The organism is Siphonobacter aquaeclarae (genome assembly GCF_900103285.1).
Taxonomy (GTDB): Bacteria; Bacteroidota; Bacteroidia; order Cytophagales; family Spirosomataceae; genus Siphonobacter; species Siphonobacter aquaeclarae.
This window is the reverse complement of sequence record NZ_FNGS01000008.1, coordinates 225021-248616: the sequence shown is the minus strand read 5'-3', so window position 1 is coordinate 248616 and position 23596 is coordinate 225021. Positions and strand designations below refer to the sequence as shown.

The 23596-nt window shown below is 53.7% G+C and carries 21 protein-coding genes; 5 read left to right on the top strand and 16 right to left on the bottom strand.

Features of this window, described 5'->3' with window-relative positions; all coding sequences use genetic code 11:
* Positions 1-231 precede the first annotated feature (231 nt).
* From leuB to BLR09_RS20410, 15 genes are all read right to left on the bottom strand, one after another.
* Entirely contained in the window at positions 232-1302 is a 1071-nt protein-coding gene (gene leuB / locus BLR09_RS20480; protein WP_093207401.1) for a 3-isopropylmalate dehydrogenase, read from the bottom strand.
* Positions 1303-1393: 91 nt separating this feature from the next.
* Entirely contained in the window at positions 1394-2905 is a 1512-nt protein-coding gene (locus tag BLR09_RS20475; protein WP_245689973.1) for an alpha-isopropylmalate synthase regulatory domain-containing protein, read from the bottom strand.
* 5 nt (positions 2906-2910) lie between these two features.
* Complete coding sequence (gene leuD, locus BLR09_RS20470; protein WP_093207396.1) at positions 2911-3507, bottom strand: 3-isopropylmalate dehydratase small subunit; 597 nt, start codon at positions 3505-3507, stop codon at positions 2911-2913.
* Between the two features lie 71 nt (positions 3508-3578).
* Positions 3579-3893, bottom strand: a complete 315-nt coding sequence (locus tag BLR09_RS20465) for a four helix bundle protein (RefSeq protein WP_218126700.1) — start codon at positions 3891-3893, stop codon at positions 3579-3581.
* 177 nt (positions 3894-4070) lie between these two features.
* On the bottom strand, positions 4071-5474 hold the full coding sequence (gene leuC, locus BLR09_RS20460) for a 3-isopropylmalate dehydratase large subunit (protein ID WP_093207563.1): 1404 nt from the start codon (positions 5472-5474) through the stop codon (positions 4071-4073).
* Between the two features lie 81 nt (positions 5475-5555).
* The gene (locus BLR09_RS20455; RefSeq protein WP_093207393.1) at positions 5556-6425 is read right to left on the bottom strand and encodes an AraC family transcriptional regulator; all 870 of its coding nucleotides are present in this window, start codon (positions 6423-6425) and stop codon (positions 5556-5558) included.
* 52 nt (positions 6426-6477) lie between these two features.
* On the bottom strand, positions 6478-6687 hold the full coding sequence (locus BLR09_RS20450) for a hypothetical protein (protein ID WP_143011170.1): 210 nt from the start codon (positions 6685-6687) through the stop codon (positions 6478-6480).
* A 57-nt stretch (positions 6688-6744) separates the two neighbouring features.
* Entirely contained in the window at positions 6745-7848 is a 1104-nt protein-coding gene (locus BLR09_RS20445) for a hypothetical protein (protein WP_093207388.1), read from the bottom strand.
* Between the two features lie 32 nt (positions 7849-7880).
* Positions 7881-9146 (bottom strand): threonine ammonia-lyase IlvA, encoded by a 1266-nt coding sequence (ilvA, locus tag BLR09_RS20440; RefSeq protein WP_093207386.1) that lies wholly within the window; start codon positions 9144-9146, stop codon positions 7881-7883.
* A 146-nt stretch (positions 9147-9292) separates the two neighbouring features.
* Positions 9293-10339 carry a ketol-acid reductoisomerase gene (gene ilvC / locus BLR09_RS20435; RefSeq protein ID WP_093207384.1) on the bottom strand — a complete coding sequence of 349 codons (1047 nt, stop codon included), beginning with the start codon at positions 10337-10339 and terminating at the stop codon, positions 9293-9295.
* Positions 10340-10453: 114 nt separating this feature from the next.
* Entirely contained in the window at positions 10454-10987 is a 534-nt protein-coding gene (gene ilvN, locus BLR09_RS20430) for an acetolactate synthase small subunit (protein ID WP_093207381.1), read from the bottom strand.
* 14 nt (positions 10988-11001) lie between these two features.
* Positions 11002-12744, bottom strand: a complete 1743-nt coding sequence (ilvB, locus tag BLR09_RS20425; protein WP_093207378.1) for a biosynthetic-type acetolactate synthase large subunit — start codon at positions 12742-12744, stop codon at positions 11002-11004.
* A 43-nt stretch (positions 12745-12787) separates the two neighbouring features.
* The gene (gene ilvD / locus BLR09_RS20420) at positions 12788-14479 is read right to left on the bottom strand and encodes a dihydroxy-acid dehydratase (protein WP_093207376.1); all 1692 of its coding nucleotides are present in this window, start codon (positions 14477-14479) and stop codon (positions 12788-12790) included.
* Positions 14480-14970: 491 nt separating this feature from the next.
* Positions 14971-15558: an RNA polymerase sigma factor gene (locus tag BLR09_RS20415; protein ID WP_093207373.1), complete on the bottom strand. Its 588-nt coding sequence runs from the start codon at positions 15556-15558 to the stop codon at positions 14971-14973.
* 109 nt (positions 15559-15667) lie between these two features.
* The gene (locus tag BLR09_RS20410; protein ID WP_093207370.1) at positions 15668-17113 is read right to left on the bottom strand and encodes a mandelate racemase/muconate lactonizing enzyme family protein; all 1446 of its coding nucleotides are present in this window, start codon (positions 17111-17113) and stop codon (positions 15668-15670) included.
* A gap of 141 nt (positions 17114-17254) precedes the next feature.
* Between BLR09_RS20410 and BLR09_RS20405 the strand changes: the two genes are divergently transcribed.
* Positions 17255-18547: a bile acid:sodium symporter family protein gene (locus BLR09_RS20405; protein ID WP_093207367.1), complete on the top strand. Its 1293-nt coding sequence runs from the start codon at positions 17255-17257 to the stop codon at positions 18545-18547.
* Between the two features lie 47 nt (positions 18548-18594).
* Positions 18595-19515 (top strand): RraA family protein, encoded by a 921-nt coding sequence (locus BLR09_RS20400; RefSeq protein WP_093207364.1) that lies wholly within the window; start codon positions 18595-18597, stop codon positions 19513-19515.
* 112 nt (positions 19516-19627) lie between these two features.
* Here the strand turns inward: BLR09_RS20400 and BLR09_RS20395 are convergent, their stop codons facing one another.
* Positions 19628-20047 (bottom strand): hotdog fold thioesterase, encoded by a 420-nt coding sequence (locus tag BLR09_RS20395; protein WP_093207361.1) that lies wholly within the window; start codon positions 20045-20047, stop codon positions 19628-19630.
* 221 nt (positions 20048-20268) lie between these two features.
* Here BLR09_RS20395 and BLR09_RS20390 point away from each other — a divergent pair, with 221 nt between their 5' ends.
* The 3 genes from BLR09_RS20390 (at position 20269) to BLR09_RS20380 (ending at position 23504) form a co-directional block, all read left to right on the top strand.
* A complete protein-coding gene (locus tag BLR09_RS20390) occupies positions 20269-20916 on the top strand; it encodes a histidine phosphatase family protein (RefSeq protein ID WP_245689972.1) in 648 nt (215 codons plus the stop codon).
* 56 nt (positions 20917-20972) lie between these two features.
* Positions 20973-22172, top strand: a complete 1200-nt coding sequence (gene lhgO, locus BLR09_RS20385; RefSeq protein WP_093207356.1) for an L-2-hydroxyglutarate oxidase — start codon at positions 20973-20975, stop codon at positions 22170-22172.
* A 210-nt stretch (positions 22173-22382) separates the two neighbouring features.
* Positions 22383-23504: a FecR family protein gene (locus BLR09_RS20380; protein ID WP_093207353.1), complete on the top strand. Its 1122-nt coding sequence runs from the start codon at positions 22383-22385 to the stop codon at positions 23502-23504.
* Positions 23505-23596: the final 92 nt, after the last annotated feature.

Sequence of the window (23596 nt, the reverse complement as noted above, 5' to 3'; positions counted from 1 at the left end):
ACCGGTACTCGCGGTAACATCGCCGAAAGAAAGGCTCAATAAAAAACCCCTTCTCAAGTCTGAGAAAGGGTTCGGTATATCAACACCAGGTCCCATCCTCAGACACAACGACTGAGAAGAATAAGAGCAAGGTTGAGTTTCTGAGCAAACATGACACAGGCGGTTACGCTTATAAGGACAAAAATAGCCGGAAATTTGATTCGGACAAATTTTTTCCGTTCGATTCGCTGCTCAGAGACGTTTGAGCAGCTCGGCTCCCATGGCGTCAGTACCGAGAATTTTGGATGCGTCCGTCGTGGTATCAGCGATGTCGCGGGTCCGGAATCCATCCTTCAGCACGCCGTCTACCGCAGCGATAATCGCTTCGCTTTCTGCCTTCAATCCAAAGGAAATATCCAGCATAAGCGCAGCAGACAAAACAGATGCGAGGGGGTTGGCTACGCCCTTGCCCGTAATATCGTGTGCTGAACCGTGGATGGGTTCGTATACGCCTGTACTGTCGCCGACAGAAGCGGACGCGAGCATACCCATCGAACCGGCGATCTGGCTGGCTTCGTCCGTCAGGATGTCACCGAAGAGGTTTCCGGTTACAACCACGTCAAAGCGGCGCGGATCCTTGATGAGCAGCATTGCCGCCGCGTCGATAAACTGGTGTTCTACTTCCACGTCCGGGTATTCCGGGGCCAGTTTCTGGATGACTTCGCGCCAGAGACGGCTGGATTCGAGTACGTTGGCTTTGTCTACCGACATGAGCTTTTTGCTCCGGGTACGGGCCGCTTCAAAGGCTTTGCGGGCGATACGCTCTACTTCGTACTTGTGGTAGATCATCGTGTCATAGGCTGTATTGCCGTCTTCCAGGCGCTCGCGCTTGCCGAAGTACACGTCGCCCGTCAGTTCCCGGAAAAACAGGATATCTGCGCCGCGCAGGATATCTGCTTTGATGCTGGACGCTTCGAGCAGTTCGTCAAACAGCTTGATCGGACGGAGGTTGGCATACAATCCGAGTTCCTTGCGCATTTTCAGCAATCCCTGCTCCGGGCGTACTTTGGCAGAAGGGTCGTTGTCGTATTTCGGGTGACCTACCGCTCCGAACAGAATGGCATCCGAAGCACGCATTTTCACGAGCGTTTCTTCCGGCAGCGGATCGCCCGTTGCTTCGATGGCTACGTGACCGATGAGGGCTTCGTCGTAGGTAAACTCGTGGTTGAACTTTTCGGCGATGCGATCCAGTACCTGCTTGCCAACGGCGGTAACTTCTTGCCCGATTCCGTCACCGGGAACGATAAGGATGTGTTTTTTCATTTTTTGAGAAGTATCGGAGCCTTTGCGGCGCTATCCGACACCGGATTTATTTCAGATTTGAATAAGACGTTTATCGGCCTGTTCCGGGCTGCTACATCAGGTTCAGCATTTTCTGCGTCGCGATGATAGCCGAAACGGTCTGGTCAGAATCCAGTCCGTGCGTTTTGAACTCCTTGTTATTCCAGTGCCAGGTAATGACCGTCTCGCAAAGTGCGTCAGTTTTTCCGCCGGTCGGAATCCGCACGGCATAGTCTGTCAGCACCGGAAGATCCAGCCCTTTACGCCCGTAGATTTTCTTCAGGGCATTCATAAAGGCATCGTACTGGCCGTCTCCCTGGGCGTTGGCTTCAAAGGTTTCGTCTTCGATTCTCACCTTCAGCGTTGCCGAAGGGCGAAGATCCTTCGAATGCGTCAGCACATAGTTCAGCACCTCGATCTTGAGCTCGATTGCATTCGTATCCAGTACGTCGGAAATGATGTACGGGAGATCTTCCCGGGTAACGACCTCCTTGCGGTCGCCAAGCTCAATAATCCGCTGGGTAACCTTTTTGAGATCCTCATCCGCCAGCATGATACCCAGCTCGCGGAGGTTGTTCTCGATATTGGCTTTTCCGGAAGTCTTTCCGAGCGCATAGGAGCGTTTCCGTCCGAACCGCTCAGGCATCAACTCGTTGAAATACAGGTTGTTTTTCTTGTCTCCGTCGGCGTGAATACCGGCCGTCTGCGTAAACACATTATCGCCTACAACCGGCTTGTTGGCCGGGATACGCAACCCGGAGAAAGTCTCAACAATTTTACTGACCGAATACAGAGACCCTTCTGCTACGCCGGTTTCCACTTCCGGCATAAAGTCTTTCAGGACGGCAATGGCGCTCGCCAGCGGGGCATTGCCCGCGCGTTCGCCCATTCCGTTAACAGTCAGGTGGAGGCCGCTTGCACCCGCCCGCACCGCTTCCATGATGTTGGCGATGCTCAGGTCGTAGTCATTATGCGCGTGAAAATCGAAATGCCGGCCGGGGTAGCGGTCCACAATCGCTTTGACAAACGTGTACGACTCCGCCGGCGTCAGTACGCCGAGTGTATCCGGAAGCAAAATGCGCCGGATGGGCAGCGTCGTCAGAAAATCGAGGTATTGAAACACATACTCCGGTGAATTACGCATGCCGTTGCTCCAGTCTTCCAGGTACACGTTTGCCGAAATACCTTTCGACGCCGCGTCTTCGATGACTTTCCGGATATCGGCAAAATGCTCTTCCGGCGTTTTCTTGAGCTGATAGGTCAGGTGGTTGAGCGAGCCTTTCGTCAGCAGGTTCATCACCTTCGCGCCGGATTCCAGCATCCAGTTGATGGACACGCCGCCGTCTACAAACGTCAACACTTCCACCTTATCGATGTAGCCGTTTTCCTGAGCCCAGCTCGTAATTTTTTGTACTGCCTTGAACTCCCCTTCCGACACCCGTGCCGAAGCGATTTCAATGCGGTCTACCTTGACTTCGGTGAGAAGGATCTGGGCGAGTGCCAGCTTCTCCGAAGCCGAAAAAGACACTCCGCTGGTCTGTTCGCCATCGCGGAGTGTCGTATCCATGATCTCAATATACCTCATAGAAATCAGTAAGGCCGGGCAGCTTCGAACGTAGCAATTTCCCCTTTCATGGCTTGCAGATAGTCGATATCGTCATAGCCATTGATGAGATTGTGTTTTTTGTATCCGTTGATCGCGAATGACTCTGATTCACCCGTCGAAACGATGGTAATGGTTTGCGCCGCCAGATCAACCGTCAGTTCCGCCTTCGCATCTTTCTCGATGGCCTGGAAGATTTTGTCCAGAAACTCAGGGGTTACCTGCACGGGGAGGATACCGACGTTGATTGCGTTGTTTTTGAAGATATCGGCGAAGAAGCTCGACACCACACAACGGAATCCGTAATCATAAATAGCCCACGCAGCGTGTTCGCGGCTGGAACCGCTACCGAAATTGCGGCCGGCTACAAGAATCTTGCCGCTGTACTGCGGGTTATTGAGGACGAAATCGGCCTTCGGCGTATCGTCGCCGTTGTAGCGCCAGTCGCGGAAGAGGTTATCACCGAAACCCTTGCGCTCCGTCGCCTTCAAAAACCGCGCCGGGATGATCTGGTCCGTATCTACGTTTTCCAGCGGCAGCGGTACTGCCGGGGAGGTTAACTGGGTGAATTTATCGTAAGCCATTGTTTTTTTGCGTGTTTGGTAATTGTCGGCGAATGCTTTACGCTCTATGCTTTAGGCTGTAAGCCAGGGGATCATTTACCGATCTTTTGTTCCAAATGGTACAGTTTCTTCTTCAGCTCATTTACCTTCCTGTCCAGTGATCGGTAGATTTCTTCATTCAGAAAACCAAGTTCACAGGACAATTGAAGTAAGTACTCCGTTTCATGCGCAGATCCCAAAGCGATATGTAGAAATCGGACGAACTCATTGTCTGTATTTCTGCCACACCCTTCGCAGATATTTGCTGGAATGGAAAGGGCAGCTCTGCGAATCTGGCTGGTCAACCCATACAGTTCACTTCTGGGGAAAGTATTCGAGGACGAATAGGACTTCCAATACCAATGCATGAGCAAGGCGCCAGACTTCGTATTTCCGGAAATCCCGCATAAGCTAGAGGGTTGGCTAGGCTATAAGCTTTGATCTTTCACGGGCAATTTCGGCACATTCTCTCCAAGCTAAAAGACCGAGCTATCTACCGGCTTACTGCCTACTGCTTAAAGCGTATAGCCTAAAGCCTGCCTCCCCTACAAAAACTCTCTCGGATCCGTCACCTTCCCCGTAATCGCGGCGGCGGCGGCAACGAGCGGGCTGGCCAGCAGGGTGCGGGCTCCCGGTCCCTGGCGACCTTCGAAATTCCGGTTGGAAGTACTGACGGCATATTTACCGGCAGGAATTTTGTCATCGTTCATCGCCAGACAGGCAGAGCATCCCGGCTGACGGAGCTGGAAACCAGCCTCGGTCAGAATATCCAGAATACCTTCTTCCTTGATCTGCGCCTCCACGATGTGTGAACCCGGTACCAGCCAGGCTGTCACATTGTCTGCTTTTTTATGTCCTTTGACGACCGAGGCAAACGCCCGGAAATCTTCAATACGACCGTTGGTGCAGCTTCCGAGGAAGACAAAATCAATCGGCTTGCCGAGAATGCTTTCATCTTCCGCAAAACCCATGTAGTTCAGCGACTTGGCATAGGAAGCAGCGCCGTCCAGTACCTGACCGGCCTTCGGAATATGCTTCGAAATACCGGTACCGAGGCCCGGGTTCGTTCCGTAGGTAATCTGCGGCTCGATATCAGACGCCAGGTAGGTGTATTCCACGTCGAAGGAAGAACCTTCATCGGTCTTCAGTGTCTTCCAGTAGGCGACCGCCTTGTCCCAGGCTTCGCCCTTGGGAGCCTGCTCGCGACCGTTCAGGTACGCAAACGTCTTTTCATCCGGAGCGATCATACCGCCGCGGGCGCCCATTTCGATTGACATATTGCAGACCGTCATCCGGCCTTCCATGCTCATGTCTTCGAATACGTCACCGGCATATTCCACAAAATAACCCGTAGCACCACTCGCCGAAATCTGCGAAATAACGTAGAGAATAACGTCCTTCGGCAGTACGCCTTTGCCTACCTTGCCATTGATGGTAATGCGCATCTTCTTCGGCTTCGGCTGCATGATACACTGGGAAGCGAGTACCATTTCCACTTCCGACGTACCGATACCGAAGGCAATCGCGCCAAACGCACCGTGCGTAGACGTATGGGAGTCACCGCATACGATGGTCATACCCGGGAGAGTGATGCCGTTTTCCGGTCCCACCACGTGCACGATACCGTTTTTCTGGTGACCGAGGCCCCAGTGAGAAATACCGTATTTCGCCGTATTGGTTTCGAGCGCCTTCAGCTGATTGGCAGACAGGGGATCTGCAACCGGCAGGTGCTGGTTGATCGTAGGCGTATTGTGGTCGGCCGTCGCGAACGTCCGGTTCGGAAACAGCACGCCGATACCTCTGCTTTCCAGACCGAGAAACGCGACCGGGCTGGTTACTTCATGAATAAAGTGACGGTCGATAAACAAGACATCGGGTCCGTCTTCAATCTTGCGGACAACGTGGGCATCCCACACTTTGTCGAAGAGGGTAGTCGGCAGATTTGACATATCCATTTGCGATTAATGCTCGAAAAAATAAGATGTTACAAAGGTGGAGGAATCCGGCGACAGTCTTATAACGCCCTCCGCTCAAACAATAGCGTTTTTGGTTCTTGGATATAACGCGGGCGTTAAACCGTATTGCGCTTTAAATGCTTTGATGAAGTGCGAAACACTCTCATAACCAATCTCATAGCTGATTTCTGAGACGTTTCGGGAAGATGTTTCCAGAAGAAAGACAGCGTGTTCGAGTCGCTTTTTCCGAATCCAGGTAGCGGGGCTGGTACCAAATTCTTTCTCGAAATCACGCTTGAAGCTCGACAGGCTGCGTCCCGACAGACGGGCCAGTTCATCCAGTGTCAACGGCTTCAGGAAGTAGTTTTTCAACAGCCATTCCAGGTCCATTTTCTCGCCCTGGTAAATACTGTTCAGAAAGGCATGCAACTGCCCGGAGGAATCGTGTTCCAGCAGCAACAGCAACAGCTCATGGGATTTCAGGCGAAGAAACTGGTTGAGAAAGGGCGTCTTCCGCTGAAAAAGCGGAAAGATGGCCTCCGCAAACGCCTGCAGGCTCTCATGACCGGGAAATACGAGCAGCGGCGATTCAATATCCCGCTCTCCCAGCGGCCCGGAGAGAACTTCGAGGTGTTGTTCGACGAACGACTTCAACAGTTTTTCGTGGAAAAAGAACACCAGACTCCGATAACCGCGCTCGACGGCCTCCTGCATGAAATAATACCCCCGCCGGATGAATACCACGTCCCCTTTCCGGACGCTGATTTCCCGTTCCGGAGCCAGAAAGCGCTTCTCCCCTTCCAGCACGAAAATCACAGCGTGCTCTTCGAAGAACACTTCGTTCCGGAGCGGCGGGTCCTGATTCCGGTAGGCGACGAACGTCATCTCCTGGATTTTCAGGGACTCAAACTCTCCTGCATGGATAAAAGAAGGGACTCGCAGCATGCGCGACGAAGGGGTTAAAAATCTCCGGAAGAGGTCATCTTCCGGAGAATATTCAGGCCGCTTTCCGGTTCTGCATGGAACTCAGCGACGTTTCGTGCTTTTCGCGGAATGCTTCCCATTCGAGAAGCTGCCGGGTTTGTTCTTCGGGAGAAAGATTCGAAAACGCGGCCAACTGGCGGTGCAGGAATTCCAGTTTTTCCTGCTCAGTCGGGAATGCCTCCAATCGGGAGGCAAGGTCCCGTAATTCGGATAGGGTATTCATACTTTCTTGCTCCTCTTTTCGATCCATCTCTCCAACAGCAGGATTGTCCTGCTGGTTTCACTTAAACGAATAGTAATAATGAACTGCTACGCGTGCAGGCATGAAAAACCGGGAGTTTTCAGTCGTACCACCCCAGAAATTGATAAAATGAGACACGTCGATTTCCAGGCTCTTTTTGTACGCAATGCCAAGGGCGGGAAAAATAACCCCGGATACAGACATATTCCCGGAATATGCTCCTAATCCAATGTTCCAGAACGGCTGAATGTTGCCGCGTCCGATGTATCGTCCGAATGTTATCTCCGCAGCCCGTCCTGTTCCGGTTTCGATGCGTCCGTTGTATCCATTGATCGTTGTGATACCCGGCGTTACGAAATAGGAGACTTTCAGAAATGTGTTGTAAAATGCTCTCGGGAAGTTCAGCCTGGCAGTGAGCCCGACCGACAACTTCGGCTTCCCAGAGGCAAAATCGCTATTCAACATCTCCGCTCCTGCGCCTAGACCGACTGCGAACCTCGTTTTCTCCCGCTTCAATAAACCGGATGTCGTTCCGCTGTTACGTGCCAATGCATAGGCCTCCAGGTAGGCGACAACCGATTCCGGAGAGTACCCTTTTACTTTTGCTGAAAAACCCGGCACGTCACTCGTCAGTGTTGCGAGCTGATCCTGATACTCGCTTACTTCCTGGTAATACAGTTTTCCATTGATCATTCTCTTATACCGGAAGTAGTTCAGCTCCATCGGCTCTCCGTCCCGCTGAATGAGTAGCCGCTGTTTGTTTTCGCCGTCAATCTGAACCAGATACAAGGTAATGTCTCCGCCTTTCCACATCCTGCGGCTAAATAGCCGGAACATCTCGTAATGCTGGGGAGGAGTGGCATACGCCATGTCTGCTATTTGCAATATCCGGGCGTTCAGGGTTTCGTAATTCTCCTTCTCCACAAAAAAAGCCTTGATATCGGTCGGGGTCAGTGTCTTGGCTTCTCCGTCGGGGTTTTTAAACCGCACTTCAACCGGACTATGCTCCCAGTCTTCATATAGTAAATGGCCTTTCAACGTATCTCCGTTCAACGAAACAATGTATCCGGGTTTGTAGCGCTCCTGCGCAAGAGTTGGAAAAGCAAAAAGGGCAAACAGAAAAAGAAACAACTGTCTCTTCATATAATTCAGGTAGTCGGGTCTCGAGAGTTAATTCAAACCAGCATTCCATACAAATCCGGCTTGTCGTTCAGGTATTCATAGGTGATTTTGGCGTTATCCATGCGTTGGATAAGGCTGGCAAAATCACTCCTGGATTTCAATTCAATACCCACGATGGCAGGCCCCTGCTCGCGGTTGGTTTTCTTGACATACTCAAACCGGGTAATGTCGTCGGTCGGGCCAAGTACGTTCAGGAACTCCCGGAAGGCGCCGGCCCGCTGCGGGAACCGGATGATGAAATAGTGTTTCAGGCCTTCATAGAGGAGAGACCGTTCCTTGATCTCTTCCATCCGGGTAATATCATTGTTACCGCCGCTGACGAGGCAGACGACGTTTTTTCCACGGATTTCATCTTTCAGAAAATCAAGCGCGGCTATACTCAGGGCGCCGGCCGGTTCGGCTACAATCGCCTCTTCGTTATACAGCTGCATGATGGTCGTACATACCTTGCCTTCCGGCACAGGTACGATGCCATCGAGGTTATCCCGGCAGATCCGGTAGGTCATATCGCCTACCCGTTTGACGGCAGCACCGTCCACGAACTTGTCGATATCATCAAGCGTCACTACTTCTCCCTGCCGGAGAGAGGCCTGCATTGAAGCGGCCCCGGCCGGCTCTACACCGATCAGACGGGTATGCGGAGAAAGCGGGCGGATCGCCGTCGCGATGCCGGAGGCCAGTCCGCCTCCACCGATCGAAAACAGCACATAATCGATCTTGAAATCGGCATCCTTGAAAATTTCGAGACCCACAGTCCCCTGCCCTTCAATCACACCAAAGTCGTCAAACGGGTGAACGAAGGTCGCCTGGTGTTCCTTTTCAAACTGGCGGGCGGCATCGTAGGCATCGTCGTAGGTATCGCCCGTCAGTACCACTTCCACTTCTTCCTTGCCAAACAGCTTGACCTGCTTGACTTTCTGATTGGGCGTCGTACTCGGCATAAAAATCGTCCCTTTTACGCCCATGCTGCGGCAGGCGTAGGCCAGCCCCTGGGCATGGTTTCCGGCACTGGCGCACACGACGCCCTTCGCCAGGGCTTCGGGCGGCATTTTGGCCATGGAGTTATAGGCTCCGCGGATTTTGAAGGAACGGACGAGCTGGAGGTCTTCGCGCTTCAGGTAGATATTGGCTCCGAAGCGTTCGGATAAATTCGGATTGTGCGTCAGGGGCGTATGTACCACCACCTTGCGCAGGCGTTCGGCGGCATGAAAGATGTCGTCGAGCTGGGGGAAAACGGGTACTTCTTCGGTCTCTTTCATCCTCGGGGAAAATTGGTTTTCAGTTTTCTGCCTTCTGTTTTCAGTTAGGCAACGCCCAAAACGGAAAACAGAAGACAAAAAACCGAAAACCCCAAAACGAGAATGGGTGAACGAACGCCCACCCATTCTCCTGTTCCGGTTAAGAACTAGCTACGTTCGGGGCGCAGGCTGCGAACGGTTGCTCCGGCTTTCCACATTTCTGATTCACGGAGTTCGGCCAGTTCCACTTCCAGTTTCTCACGGTAATCCGGTTGTGAGTTACGGGTGATGGAGATCTGAGCCTGTTCGCCGGATTTAACGGAGTTGTACAGTTTTTCGAAGACGGGCTTGGTAGCTTCCTTGAAGGGCTTCCACCAGTCGAGAGCGCCGCGTTGTGCGGTCGTTGAGCAGTTGGCGTACATCCAGTCCATACCGTTCTCGGCAACGAGGGGCATGAGTGACTGGGTGAGTTCTTCTACCGTTTCGTTGAACGCTTCAGACGGAGAGTGGCCGTTTTCGCGGAGTACTTCGTACTGAGCCGCGAAGATGCCCTGGATAGCACCCATGAGGGTACCGCGCTCGCCGGTGAGGTCAGACGTTACTTCCTTGTAGAAGTCGGTCTGGAACAGGTAACCTGAACCTACGCCGATACCCATGGCGATGACGCGCTCACGCGCTTTGCCGGTTGCATCCTGATAGATGGCGAAGCTGGAGTTCAGTCCTTTGCCTTCTACGAAGAGGCGGCGGAGAGACGTACCTGAGCCCTTCGGAGCCACGAGGATCACGTCTACGTCGGCCGGAGGAATGATACCCGTCTGGTCTTTGTAGGTTACGCCGAAACCGTGCGAGAAGTACAGGGTTTTGCCGGGCGTGAGGTGCTTCTTCACGGTCGGCCAGAGGGCAATCTGGGCAGCGTCAGAAAGGAGGTAGCAGATAACCGTACCTTTTTCCAGTGCTTCTTCGATGTCGAAGAGGGTCTCACCCGGAACCCAACCGTCGGCAACTGCCTTGTCCCAGGTCTTGGAATTTTTCCGCTGACCCACGATGACGTTGAAACCGTTGTCTTTCATGTTCAGGCCCTGGCCAGGTCCCTGAACACCGTAACCGATGACAGCAATTACGTCGTCTTTGAGTACTTCACGGGCTTTCTCAAGGGGAAACTCTTCCCGGGTGACTACTTCTTCTTCGACTCCGCCGAAGTTCAACTTTGCCATTTTGAATTGATTTTTTGGTGGTACTAAAGAATTAGAGTTTTCGGTCTTCGGTTTTCGGTTTTCAGTTCTGCCGTCTTTCAACAGAAAACTGTAAACTCCGAAACTGAAAACCCGTTATGCAATCTCCCACACCCCTTCCTCCGGTAAATATTCAACGAGGCCTTTTTCCTCCTTCGACACGCTGATGCGGCCGGAGCGGACGAACTCGAGGATTCCCTGAGGTTTGATGTAGTGGTAGAATTCCATGATTTCGGCTTCCGTCCCCGATTTCTCGATGATGACGTAATCGGCGCCCCAATGTACAACCCAGGCGTTGAAATCCTTGTTGACACGCTCAATGTCGAGCTGAGGACCGCCCAGCGGCGTCGATACCTTAAACAGCGCCGTTTCGTGGTAGACGATGTCTTCGTTGAGGTACCCGTAGACTGCCAGTACGTCGACAATCTTCCGGATCTGGCGTACCAGTTTTTCGACCTGCTCCCGGGTTTCCGACTTGAGCACGATCGTAAACCGTGAAACGCCCTTCCGTTCGGTTTCGCAGACCGTCAGTGATTCGATGTTCAGCCGGCGACGGGTAAACACGATCGTAATGCGGTTCAATAACCCCACCGTGTTGGTGGTAAATATCGAAATGGTGTAGTTTGTCATGGTTTTTCAGGATTCTACTCCAAACGGATCTTGTCGACAGCCTGCCCGGCCGGTACCATGGGAAATACGTTTTCTTCCTTCTCGCAAATCACTTCGAGCAGGTATGCGCCGTCGTGATTCAGCATCTTTTCGAGCGATGCCCGCAGCTCTCCCCGCTCGCGGCACGTATGCCCTTCGATGTGGAAACCTTTGGCGATCGTCACAAAATCGGGATTTTTGATGTCCACAAAGCTGTAACGGTTGTCGAAAAACAACTGCTGCCACTGGCGAACCATCCCGAGGAAGTTATTATTCAGGATAAGGATTTTGACGTTCAGGTTTTCCTGCCAGATCGTCGCCAGCTCCTGAAGCGTCATCTGGAAGCCGCCGTCGCCGATGATGGCAACTACCTGGCGGTCAGGCGCGCCAACTTTCGCTCCCAGCGCCGCCGGAAGGGCGAAGCCCATCGTACCGGCGCCTCCCGAGGTCACAATGGAATTATGCTTCTTGAACCGATAGTACCGGTTCGCAATCATCTGGTGCTGCCCTACGTCGGTTACCGTGACAGCCTCTCCTTTGGTCAGTTCGGAGAGCAGGGCAACGGCCTCGCCCATTTTGATATGCTCACCGTCGTGAAACAACGTCCGGCGGGTGATCTTCTCTTCTTCAATGACGTCATACTTGCGGAACTCGTCCCGCCACTCCGGGTGCGATTTCTCGTCGATCAGCGGCAGCAGCGCCTTCAGGGCTTCCTTCGCATCGCCGACAACGGGCGCGGTGGCTTTCACATTCTTGTCGATCTCTGCCGGATCGATTTCGATGTGTACCACTTTCGCCTGACGGGCATACTGGCTCAGATCGCCGGTTACCCGGTCGTCAAAACGCATCCCGATCGCGATCAGGACGTCGCATTCGTTTGTCAGGACGTTCGTTCCGTAGTTGCCGTGCATACCCAGCCAGCCGACATAGTTCGGGTGATCGGCATCAATTGCCGACATCCCGAGGAGCGTCGTCGCAACGGGAATACCCGACTTCTCGGCAAACGCCTTCAGTTCAGCTTCCGCCTGCGAAATCAGAATACCGTGGCCGGCGAGGATATAGGGCTTTTTCGCCTTGTTGATGAGCTCGGCGGCCGCCCTGATCTGGTCGTCCTTCGGCACCGTCCGCGGGTGATAGCTCACCATCGTCTCGCATTTCTGATAGGAGAACGGGCGGGTCATGAGCTCCATCTGCGCCGTCCGGGTGAAGTCGAGCACAACCGGCCCGGGGCGGCCCGTCTGGGCAATGTAAAAGGCCTTTGCCAGGATTTCGGGCACTTCGTCGGCGCTCGTAATCTGGTAGTTCCACTTCGTAATCGGCATGGTCATGCCAATCACATCGGCTTCCTGAAACGCGTCGGTTCCGAGGAGCTTGTTATATACCTGACCCACAATGCACACCATAGGGGTAGAGTCGAGCAGCGCGTCGCAGATCGGCGTCATGAGGTTGGTCGCGCCCGGTCCGGACGTTACCAGGGCCACGCCGGCCTTGTTCTGCAGCCGGGCATATCCCTGAGCCGCGTGACCGGCTCCCTGCTCGTGACGGACCAGGATGTGACGAAGGACATCCCGGTAATCGTACAGCGCGTCATACGTAGGCATGATCGCCCCGCCGGGGTACCCGAACAAGGTGTCCACGCCCTCGGCCAGCAACGAAAGCATCAGGGCATGGGCGCCGGTGACGGTGCGTTGAGAGGCCTCTTCCAAAACCTCGGCAGCGGTTTGTTTCTGGTGTGCCATAAAGGAAAATGACTGGTTATTATTTCTGTGTTTTCGGGGGTTGTTACAAATCGGTGACGCAACCCTGGCTGGCGGACGATACGTTCTTGATGTATTTCCGCAGAACGCCCTGTTTGAACGGGCTTTCCGGCGCTACCCAGGCTTGTCTCCGGGCTTCCATTTCTTCGTCTGAAATGTGTACCTGAAGCAGGTTGTTAACCGCATCAATGGTAATCCGGTCTCCATCCTGAACGAGGGCAATCGGGCCGCCGTCAAATGCTTCCGGCGTAATGTGGCCAACGACAAATCCGTGCGTACCTCCGGAGAAACGGCCGTCGGTAATCATCGCGACCGAGTTACCGAGACCCGCACCCATTACCGCTGAAGTCGGCTTGAGCATTTCCGGCATACCCGGTCCGCCCTTGGGTCCTTCGTACCGGATAACGATGACCGTTCCGGGCTGAATTTCCTTGTTGGCCAACGCCTCCATAAGCGCTTCTTCCTTGTCACATACCTTCGCGATTCCTTCAAAACGCTCTCCTTCCTTGCCGGTAATCTTCGCGACGGCTCCGGTCGGCGCCAGGTTTCCGTACAGAATCTGAAGGTGACCGTTGGGCTTCAGCGGAGATTCCACCGGGAAGACGATTTTCTGGGTATCGAAATCGAGATCCGGCTCGGTTTCCAGGTTTTCAGCGATGGTTTTACCGGTGATCGTCATGCAATCGCCGTGGAGGTATCCTTTTTTCAGGAGGTATTTCATGACAGCCGGTACGCCGCCGATGGCAAGCATATCTTCCATGAAATACTTACCGGACGGCTTCAGATCCGCGATCAGCGGCGTGCGGTCGCTGATATCCTGTATATCTTTCAGGGTGAATTCTACCCCGGCTGCATGGGCAATCGCGAGGTAGTGGAGAACGGCGTTCGTCGATCCGCCGAGGGCAATCACTACCGTCAGAGCGTTTTCGAGCGACTTTCGGGTAATGATATCCCGGGGTTTCAGGTCCAGTTCGAGGAGTTTCTTCATCGCCGCGCCGACAGCCAGGCATTCCGCCTGTTTGCCCTCGTGCGTGGCCGGGAAGGTACTCGAGTTGGGAAGGCTCAGACCGAGTGCTTCGATGCTGGAGGCCATGGTATTAGCGGTATACATCCCGCCGCAGGCTCCCTGTCCGGGGATTGCGTTCTGGATGACGCCTTTGTAATCTTCGTCTGAAATCGTTCCGGCAAACTTGCGGCCGAGCGCTTCAAAAGCCGAAATAATATCCAGCTTCTGTCCTTTCCAGAGGCCGGTGCGGATCGTTCCGCCATAGACCATGATGGAAGGGCGGTTCAGGCGGGCCATTGCCATGATCGCGCCGGGCATGTTTTTGTCGCACCCAACCACCGTAATCACGCCGTCGTACCACTGGGCAGCCACTACGTCTTCGATGGAATCGGCGATGATGTCGCGGCTGGGGAGGGAGTAGCTCATCCCGTCATTACCGTTGGTCATCCCGTCGGATACCCCGATGGTGTTGAAGATAAGTCCGACGAGCCCGTTGGCCTGTACCCCTTTTTTGACGTGAACGGAAAGTCCGTTCAGGTGCATGTTACAAGTGTTTCCCTCGTACCCCGTGCTGGCAATGCCGATCTGGGGTTTGCTCATGTCTTCCTCGGTCAGGCCGACTCCGTAGAGCATGGCCTGTGCGGCCGGGTTTGTGACTTCCTGCGTCAGGACGCGTGAATAACGGTTCAGGGGGGTGGTTTCGATTGCCATCTTAACTCGTTGATAAACCGGAAAAAAGGTAAACGGACCCGTCTCGGCGTTCACCGGAAAACTACTTTTCACAGACGATGTCTGTCGTCAGCGACGCGCGTCAAACAGCCCGGATAATTGCATTTATCAAATAATTCTTGCCTTATTCTAAGACTCGGATGGACCGATAACAAAAAGACCTTTCTCGTCATGTGAGAAAGGTCCTTTCTGGTGAATATCAACCTATCTCACACGGATTGTCGGATGAGCACGAGGAGAATAATCACAAGAATATTTGAAGCGAAACGAATCATCAGGAATTGAATTTTGCCGTTTTCGGACAGGCGTATCGCAAAGGTAACGGCATCTATTTTTTAATTCCAAGAAATCAAGAAACAAAATTTTGTCTTTTTTGAAAGACGCGGCATAGTATTGCCAATTTATCAAAAACCACCTTCTTCTTTTGCAATTTTTATATTGAAAATTCGCCAGCCGGCAAAATTGTTTGCAACTCAGAATTCGATCCAGGCGGCCATCATGATCCACCCAACAACCGTATCCCGCAGAAACTGAAGCGCCCGGCTCAGGTGATTGATGACAGACTGCGACTGGATTCCCATAACGAGCGCGATTTCTTCATTCGACATATCGTCAAAAAAGCAGAGCATAATGGCTTCCTTCTGACGACCGGGCAGCTGATCGATTCCCTTCCGCAGGCGACCCATCCGGTCCTGGTAGTTTTCTTCTTCCGTCAGCAGCGACTCCGCCGAGGGCGAGAGAAAGTCTCCCGAAAGTACCTGCCCCCAGTCGAACGGCTCCTCGTGCCGCTTCAGCGTCTTGGTGATCGCGTTGCGGAATACCCGGAAGAGATAGAATTTGATTGTCTGAAGGTCGGTCAGGTTTTCCCTGCGCTGCCAGATTTCGACAAATACATCCTGTACCGTATCCCGGACGAGGTCATAGTCTGATGTCAGTCGTTTTCCATACGAAAACAACGCCGGCGAATACCTCCGGTAAATCGATTCGTAGGCCTGTGAATCTCCCCGCCGGAACGCATTCCATAATTCAGCGTCGGAAGGACTTTGATTAGCAGTCACCATAACCTTTCATTCATATACTACTATAGAAAGAGTACGAAAGACACAATATCCCCTGCACCATGACAAAAACTGCCCGGAACTCCTTCTGTGGAGCTCCGGGCAGCATCGATCAGCTCCAGTCGCGGTCCCAGGAATCTACCTTATCCCAGTCCGTCGTCGGCGCAAACCATTGTTCGCCTTTCTTAAGAAACTTCTTGGCAAACTCCTCGTTGAATTCAACTCCGAGTCCCGGTTTGTCGGGTACTTTCACGAATCCGTTGGCAAAGGGCTTGTCGATACCCGTGACGAGGTCTTCCCACCCGGCCACATCCACGCCGTGGTGTTCCAGGGCGATGAAGTTCTGGGTAGCGGCGGCACAGTGTACGTTGGCCATCATGCAGATCGGCGTACCGGCAAAGTGCATTGCCATCGGGACGCCATGTTCTTCGGCATAGTCGCCGATTTTCTTGGTTTCCAGAATTCCACCGGAAGAGGCCAGATCGGGGTGGATCATGTCCACCGCCTTCGCATTGATCAGTTTGATGAACTCTTCCTTAGCGAAAATATCCTCGCCCGTCAGCGTCGGAGTATCAATCGCTTCCGTAATCTGCCGCCACTGGTCGTGGTAAAACCAGGGAATCAGGTCTTCCAGCCATGCCAGCTGGTATTTTTCAACGGCTTTTCCGACGCGGATAGCGGTATTGACATCGAAGTGCCCGAAGTGGTCCGCGGAAACCGGAATGTCATATCCTACTACCGAACGGATCTTTTCTACATAATCGGCGATATACTGAAGTCCTTTATCTGTGACCTGAATCCGGGTGAAGGGGTGCTTGGTGAGGCCGTAGTTGCCGACTTTCTTGTTTTCGCTGTTGCCGTACTGCCGTTTTACGTCCCAGACGTTGGCGCCGACGAGCATACCCGGCTTATCGGCCAGGAGACCGATACCGAAGTCCATCTTGAGCCAGGTATATCCTTTGTCGAGACGGGTTTCCTTCAGTTTTTTTCCGAAGCTTGCCGGGTCGTCCATTTCCGGGGTATCGGCATAAAGCCGGATCTCGTCCCGGTATTTCCCGCCCAGAAGCTGGTACACCGGAACGCCGTATGCCTTGCCGGCGAGGTCCCATAGCGCCATCTCCACGCCGCATACTCCACCGGCTGCCCGGCCGTGGTTACCAAACGGCTTGATCAGCTTGAAGAGCTGTTCTACGTTACAGGGATTTTTACCGAGCAGACGGCTTTTGAGCATGAGGGCATACTTCGGACTGCCGCCGTCGCGTACTTCGCCCCACCCGACGATACCCTGATTGGTTTCAATCCGGATAACGGGACTGGTAAACGGTACGCCCTGGAGGTGGGCAATGCGAATGTCAGTGATTTTGAGATCGGACGGTTTGGATGCCCGCCCTACTTTCTGGGTAAGATACTCCAGCTCCTGCTCGGTTTTTCCGTCGAATTTCATCCCGAGGGCCAGCCCGCCCAATGCTGCTTTCCGGAGAAAACCCCTTCGGTCAGGTTCAGGAGGCGCCATAGCCACCTTGTTCGGCAGCCGGAAGCGGTCGATAAACTTTTCCATAGTAATTTATACAGTTTAGAGGTAATTTTTCGGCGAAAAGTTACGCACAATACGGACTATCCAAGAGAAAATTCTCTTTTTTTTGCACAGTGCGAAAGGCCTGTGTCTGACGTACGTATCTCATTCCTCTGAACCGATTTTATGAAAAAACTCTTCACCGCCGCTCTCATCCTGAGCGGCATTAGCCTGTTGCTTGCCTTAGGTCTGTTTTTGGCAGGCCGGGGAGACCAGACGGCCCTGCCGGTCGTCGGAGGGCTTGTCCTTCTTGCCCTTGGCGTAAAGCGATCGAAAGCGACCGCCAGCCTCACGTACACTGTTTTTATCCTTGCCGCCGTTTCCGTGGCGATGTACCAACCGCACTGGTTCCTGAAATGGGGTGATTTTGAATTGAAGAAACTGATTATCCCCCTTCTTCAGATTATCATGTTCGGCATGGGGTCGCAGTCGAGCCTGGAGGATTTCGCCGGCATTATTCAGAATCCGAAAGGGGTGCTCGTGGGGGTAGTCAGCCATTACCTCATTATGCCGACGATCGGTTTCGTACTGGCTATTTCGTTTCCGCTTCCGCCGGAAATCGCGACGGGAATTATCCTGGTCGGCTGCTCGCCGAGCGGGCTGGCCTCGAACGTGATGGCCTATATTGCCCGTGCGAATGTGCCGCTTTCGGTGACGGTGACCGCGTTTTCCACCCTTCTGTCACCGGTTCTGACACCTGCCCTGCTTCAGCTGCTCGCCGGGGCTTTTCTCCCCGTTGATTTCTGGAAGATGGTCATGGAGATTTTCAACATCACGATTCTCCCGATTGTGGCGGGATTGCTGTTCAACGCCTTCGCCTATCCGGGGCAAACCCGCCGCAGTATTGCCATTCAGGTGGTGGTGTACCTCGGCATTATCCTCCTTAAGAATGCGATTGCCCTGCAGGAAGGCTCGGATGATTTCATCGGAGGCGTTTTATGGAATTGTTTCTGGTTCCTCGGGTTGCCTGCGCTGGGCGGCTGGCTGTTTCATACCTTCACCGGCGGCAAGCGGGAAATCATGGACAAGCTCCTGTCAACGCTCTCGATGCTCGGCATTACAACGATCATCGTCGTCATTACCGCCGCCGGGCAGAAAAGCCTGATGCAGGTAGGATTGATACTCGTCATCGCCTGTTTCCTTCACAATGTCCTGGGCTATACGCTCGGCTACTGGTGCTGCCGGATGGTCGGGCTCAACGAGCAGTCCAGCCGTTCGGTAGCGTTTGAAGTCGGCATGCAAAACGCCGGTATGGCCTCCGGCCTTGCCCTGCAAATGGGCCAGCTTGCTACCACGGGCCTTGCTCCGGCCGTTTTCGGCCCGCTGATGAATACCACCGGTTCCATGCTCGCCAACTGGTGGCGGGGCCGGACACCGCGTGGCGAAGCGGAGCCCGCTGCCGAGTCCGTTCCGTCCTGATTGCCTTTTCAGTACCTCTTTTTATACCTCTAAAACCTGTTGCAACTATGTTTTCCAAATCACTCGTGCTTGTTCCGCTGCTGGCAGCCTCGCTGTCGGTCTCGGCACAGAACATCAACGCGCCGAAAGAGCTCATTCAGACTTTCACGTCCGAGTTCAAAGGCGACCGTTTTCCGGATGGACGACCAAAGGTCTCCGACGACCTCGTCAAACGCCTGAAGGATATTTCCCTGGAAGAAGCCTGGGGTGTACTGCGGAACGAAGGGTACGTCAACCAGTTTGAGGCCGGGTGGATGCAGATCAGCCCAGGCAAGGTCCTCGCCGGCCGGGTTCTGACGGCGCAGTATATGCCGTCGCGGCCGGATATGGAAAAGCCGATCAAAGACAAAGGCAAAGCCGAAAACCGCAAGGGTGCGCCCAACTCCTGGCCCATTGACCAACTGACGGAAAACGACGTTTATGTGGCTGACGGCTATGGCAAGATCATCGACGGCACCCTCATCGGCGACAACCTCGGCAACTCGATCTATGCCAAGTCAAAAACCGGCGTGGTGTTCGACGGCAGTGTCCGGGACCTGGAAGGGCTGGAAGAAATCAATGGTTTTACCGGCTTTGTGCGGGGCTTTGATCCGTCGTTCATCAAAGACATGCTGATGACAGGTATCAACTACCCGATCCGGATCGGGAGGGCGACGGTACTTCCCGGCGATCTGGTACTCGGCAAAAAGGAAGGCGTGATCTTCATTCCGGCGCATCTCGCGGAAAAAGTCATCACAACGGCTGAATGGATCGCGCTGACAGACGATTTCGGTCACCAGATGCTGCGGGAAGGAAAATACACGCCGGGAGAAATCGACATGAAATGGTCTGCCGCCATCGTGGATACCTTCCGCGGCTGGCTCAAACAGCATCCGGAAAAAGTTAAAATGTCTGCCGCTCAGCTGGAAGAGCGGATGAAGAAGTTGTGAGTTTCAGGGTTTAGAGTTTGAAGTTTAGGGTTTGAAGTTTAGGGTTTAGAGTTCCGCTATTCCTGCAAGAACTCTAAACCCTAAACTTCAAACTCAAAACTCTAAACTTTCCCTATCCTTTCTTATCCAGCACCGCAATGGTTATCCGGCTGATGCAGACCGGCTGGCCTGCTTCGTTTGTGATGCGGATGTCCCAGACCTGGGTAGTCCGGCCGACGTGGATCGGCGTTACTTTCCCAAAGACAAAACCTTCTTTTACCGAGCGCAGGTGATTGGCGTTGATTTCGAGGCCTACCGGGATTTTGTCCTCCGGGAGCGTGCAGGCCGCGGCGACACTGCCCAGCGTCTCGGCCAGCAGAACCGACGCGCCACCGTGGAGAATACCGAAGGGCTGGCGGGTACGGTGGTCGACCGGCATCCGGGCGATGATGTAATCGGCGCCTATTTCCGTGAATTCGATGCCGAGGTGCTCGCCGGCGGAATTTTTCCCGAGGCGGTTGAGCCAGTTGACGTCAATGTCTTTCCGAAACATAGGGGTTGATTGGTTAGTTTATCGGGTACAGAATACGGCTGACAAGCCGATGGTTCCCGGCAAAAAAGAACGTCCTGCAAAATAAATTTCGAACTATCGAATACACACTCGGTCGACTGACGGAGGATTTCGTAATTTTGCGGCGTTTTTACCGGTAATCCTGATTGTCAGGCGGTTTCCACGTTTAAAAAAGAGCAGGTTTTCTGTCCCAAACTACTATTTTGAAAGTCATTTATCTGATTCGGCACGGAGAAACCGAATACAATCGATTGGGCATAGTACAGGGATCGGGGGTCGACTCTGATCTGAACGAGCGGGGCCATGCACAGGCCCGGGCATTTTACGAAGCGTACAAGGACGTTCCCTTCGACCGCATCTATACCTCTGCCCTGAAGCGGACGGTACAATCGGTCCAGCCGTTCATCGACGCAGGCCTCCCCTATGAGCAGCACGCCGGTCTCAACGAGTTCGGCTGGGGCCGTATGGAAGGCAAAACCCCGCACTACACCGAAGACGAATACTACCGCAGCCTGATTTACAACTGGCGGGTAGGGAACGTCGACGTACGCGCCCACGGCGGAGACAGCCCTGTGATGGTCCGCGAACGGCAGATTCCGGTCATCGAACACATACTCAGCCGGGAAGACGAAAAAACGGTACTGGTCTGCATGCACGGCCGCGCCATCAAAATCCTCCTCACGACGCTGTTTGATGAGCCGCTGTCGGAAATGGACCACTGGGATCACTCGAATCTCTGCCTTTACCGGCTCCGGTACGATTATCAGACGAAGCGCTATGCCCTCGAAATGGCGAACGACACCCGTCACCTCGCCGGTATCGAGCACGAGCCCGAAGTCAGCAATTCCTGAAAATACACAAGGCAGAATACGGGTACAGCCTGCGTTCTGCCTTTTTCTGTTTTCCCATGCTTTACGATGTGACTGTGATCGGAGGGGGTATCGTCGGATTGGCGACGGCCTACCAGATCAAACGCCGGCGCCCGGAACTCCGGCTGCTGCTGATCGAGAAGGAACCATATGTGGCGGCGCACCAGACCGGCCATAACTCCGGCGTGATCCACTCCGGCCTGTATTACAAGCCGGGCAGCCTGAAGGCGGTCAACTGCATCCGCGGGTACGACATGCTGCTGCAATTCGCGCGGGAGGAAGGTATTCCGTTTGATCTCTGCGGCAAGATCGTCGTAGCTACCAAGCCCGAGCAGGTACCGCTGTTGCAGAATTTGTATGACCGCGGCCAGCAGAACGGCCTGACGACCATCCGGAAAATCAGTCTGGGGGAGATGAAGGAAATCGAGCCGCATGTAGCAGGCGTGGATGCGATGTTTGTTCCGCAAACGGGTATAATCGATTACAAGGTCGTCGCCGAAAAATACGCCGAAAAACTCCGAAACCTGGGCGGTGAAATCCATCTCGGTGAAAAAGTAAAAGGTATCGCAAAAGGCCCGAGTCTGAGTATTGTGACGACGACAAAATCGGCTTATGAAACGAAGCTGGTCATCAATTGCGGGGGATTGTATTCCGACAAAATCGCGCAGATGACACAGGAGCAGCCGATTGATGTGCGGATTACGCCCTTCCGCGGCGAGTATTACCAGATCCGGAAAGACCGGGAGTACCTCGTCCGGAACCTTATCTATCCGGTACCCGACCCCAATTTCCCCTTCCTCGGCGTCCATTTCACCCGCATGATCGGCGGAGGTGTTGAAGCCGGACCGAACGCGGTACTCGCGTTCCGGCGCGAAGGCTACAAAAAGCTTGATATTAATTTCAGCGAGTTGTTTGAGACGCTGTCCTGGCCCGGTTTTCAGAAAGTAGCAGCCAAATACTGGGAAACCGGCCTTGGCGAAATGTACCGGAGCTTCTCAAAAGCGGCCTTCACCAAGGCCCTGCAGGAGTTGATTCCGGATATTCAGGAAAGCGACCTCGCCCCCGGTGGCGCAGGCGTGCGTGCACAGGCCTGTGACCGGACGGGAGGTCTGCTCGACGACTTTTCGATTCTGGAAGACGAGAAGGTCATCAACGTACTCAATGCGCCGTCGCCGGCAGCTACGTCTTCGTTGTCGATCGGGTTGACGGTTTCGGAGATGGCGTTGAAGCGGTTTTAGACATCTGGTAGCATACTGAACGCTCCGCAGGCATCCGCTTGCGGAGTTTTTTTGTTTTTTCTGCTTTCGAAAGACCCGTTATACCATACTGATTTTCAGCACATTAGTTTCAAAAAAAAAGAAAAAGTCAAAAAAAATATCACTTTTTTCCAAAAACACTGAGTTAAAACCGGCCCTCCGTCCCTCTTGTTGTCAAATTGATCGGGAAACATGTCGTATCAGAATTTCAGCCGGGAAGACTTCGTCGCCGACTCCTACTTCCGGAAGTGGGTGAAGCAGCCCGACACCGCCACGCGGGAATTCTGGTCCCAGTTTCTGACCGACTACCCCGAGCAAACCGAAACGATCCGGCAGGCTGCCGAACTGGTCTTGCAGTTGTCGGAGATCGCGGTGGAAAAAGCGCCGGTAGTCACCGACGAAGAGCAACAAACTACCTGGGAAGCGATTCAGCGCCGGGCTTACCCCGACGTATACGGTGTACGTGTACTTCCGCTATACCGTCGCCGCTGGGTATGGGGTACGGCCGTCGCGGTCATCTTTGCCATTGGCTGGACGTGGTGGTGGTTTGCCGTGTACAAAAGTCCGGAGCGCGTTTACCAGAACCTGGTTTCTCAGGTAAACATGCCTCTGAAAGAATGGATTAACAACTCCCAGCATGCGCAGACGATTACGTTGCAGGACGGCAGCTCCGTGATTCTGCAACCCGGTAGCCGGCTGAGCTATCCGGCGTCTTTTGCGGTCGATAAACGGGAAGTATACCTGTCGGGCGAGGCCTTGTTTGAAGTCGCGAAGAACCCGCAGCAGCCTTTTTTTGTCTATGCCAACGAATTGATAACCAAAGTATTAGGCACTAGTTTCCAGGTCAGCGCCTATCCGAAAGACCGGAACGTGGTGGTGAAGGTACTGACCGGCCGGGTATCTGTTTTTGCGCAGTCCGATTCGCAGGTGAAGGAAAAAGCCAGCTCCCGCGAGCTCGAAGGCGTGGTCCTGAGCCCGAACCAGCAGATTACGTATTCCCGGGAAAATGTACGGCTGACCAAGTCGCTCGTCAATGACCCCGCGGTACTATCCAACCCTACTCCTGCTCTTCAACGATTCGTATTCCGCAATACGCCGGTGACGTCGGTTTTCCGAACCATCGAGAAATCCTACGGCGTAACGATGGTATACGACGAAGATATCCTGAAAAACTGTCAGCTGACGGCGGATCTGACCGACGAGCCACTCTTCCGCAAGCTGGAGATCATTTGTAAGAGTATCGAAGCCCGTTACCAGATTCTGGACGCTCAGATCGTCGTTACAGGCAACGGATGTACCAGTACCGCCGAATAGCACGTCTTTCTTCGCTCAACAAACACGATCATTTACCTCTTTTAGCTTAACCTCTGAACCGCCTGCCCTGCGCAGGCACTATGAACCGTGCC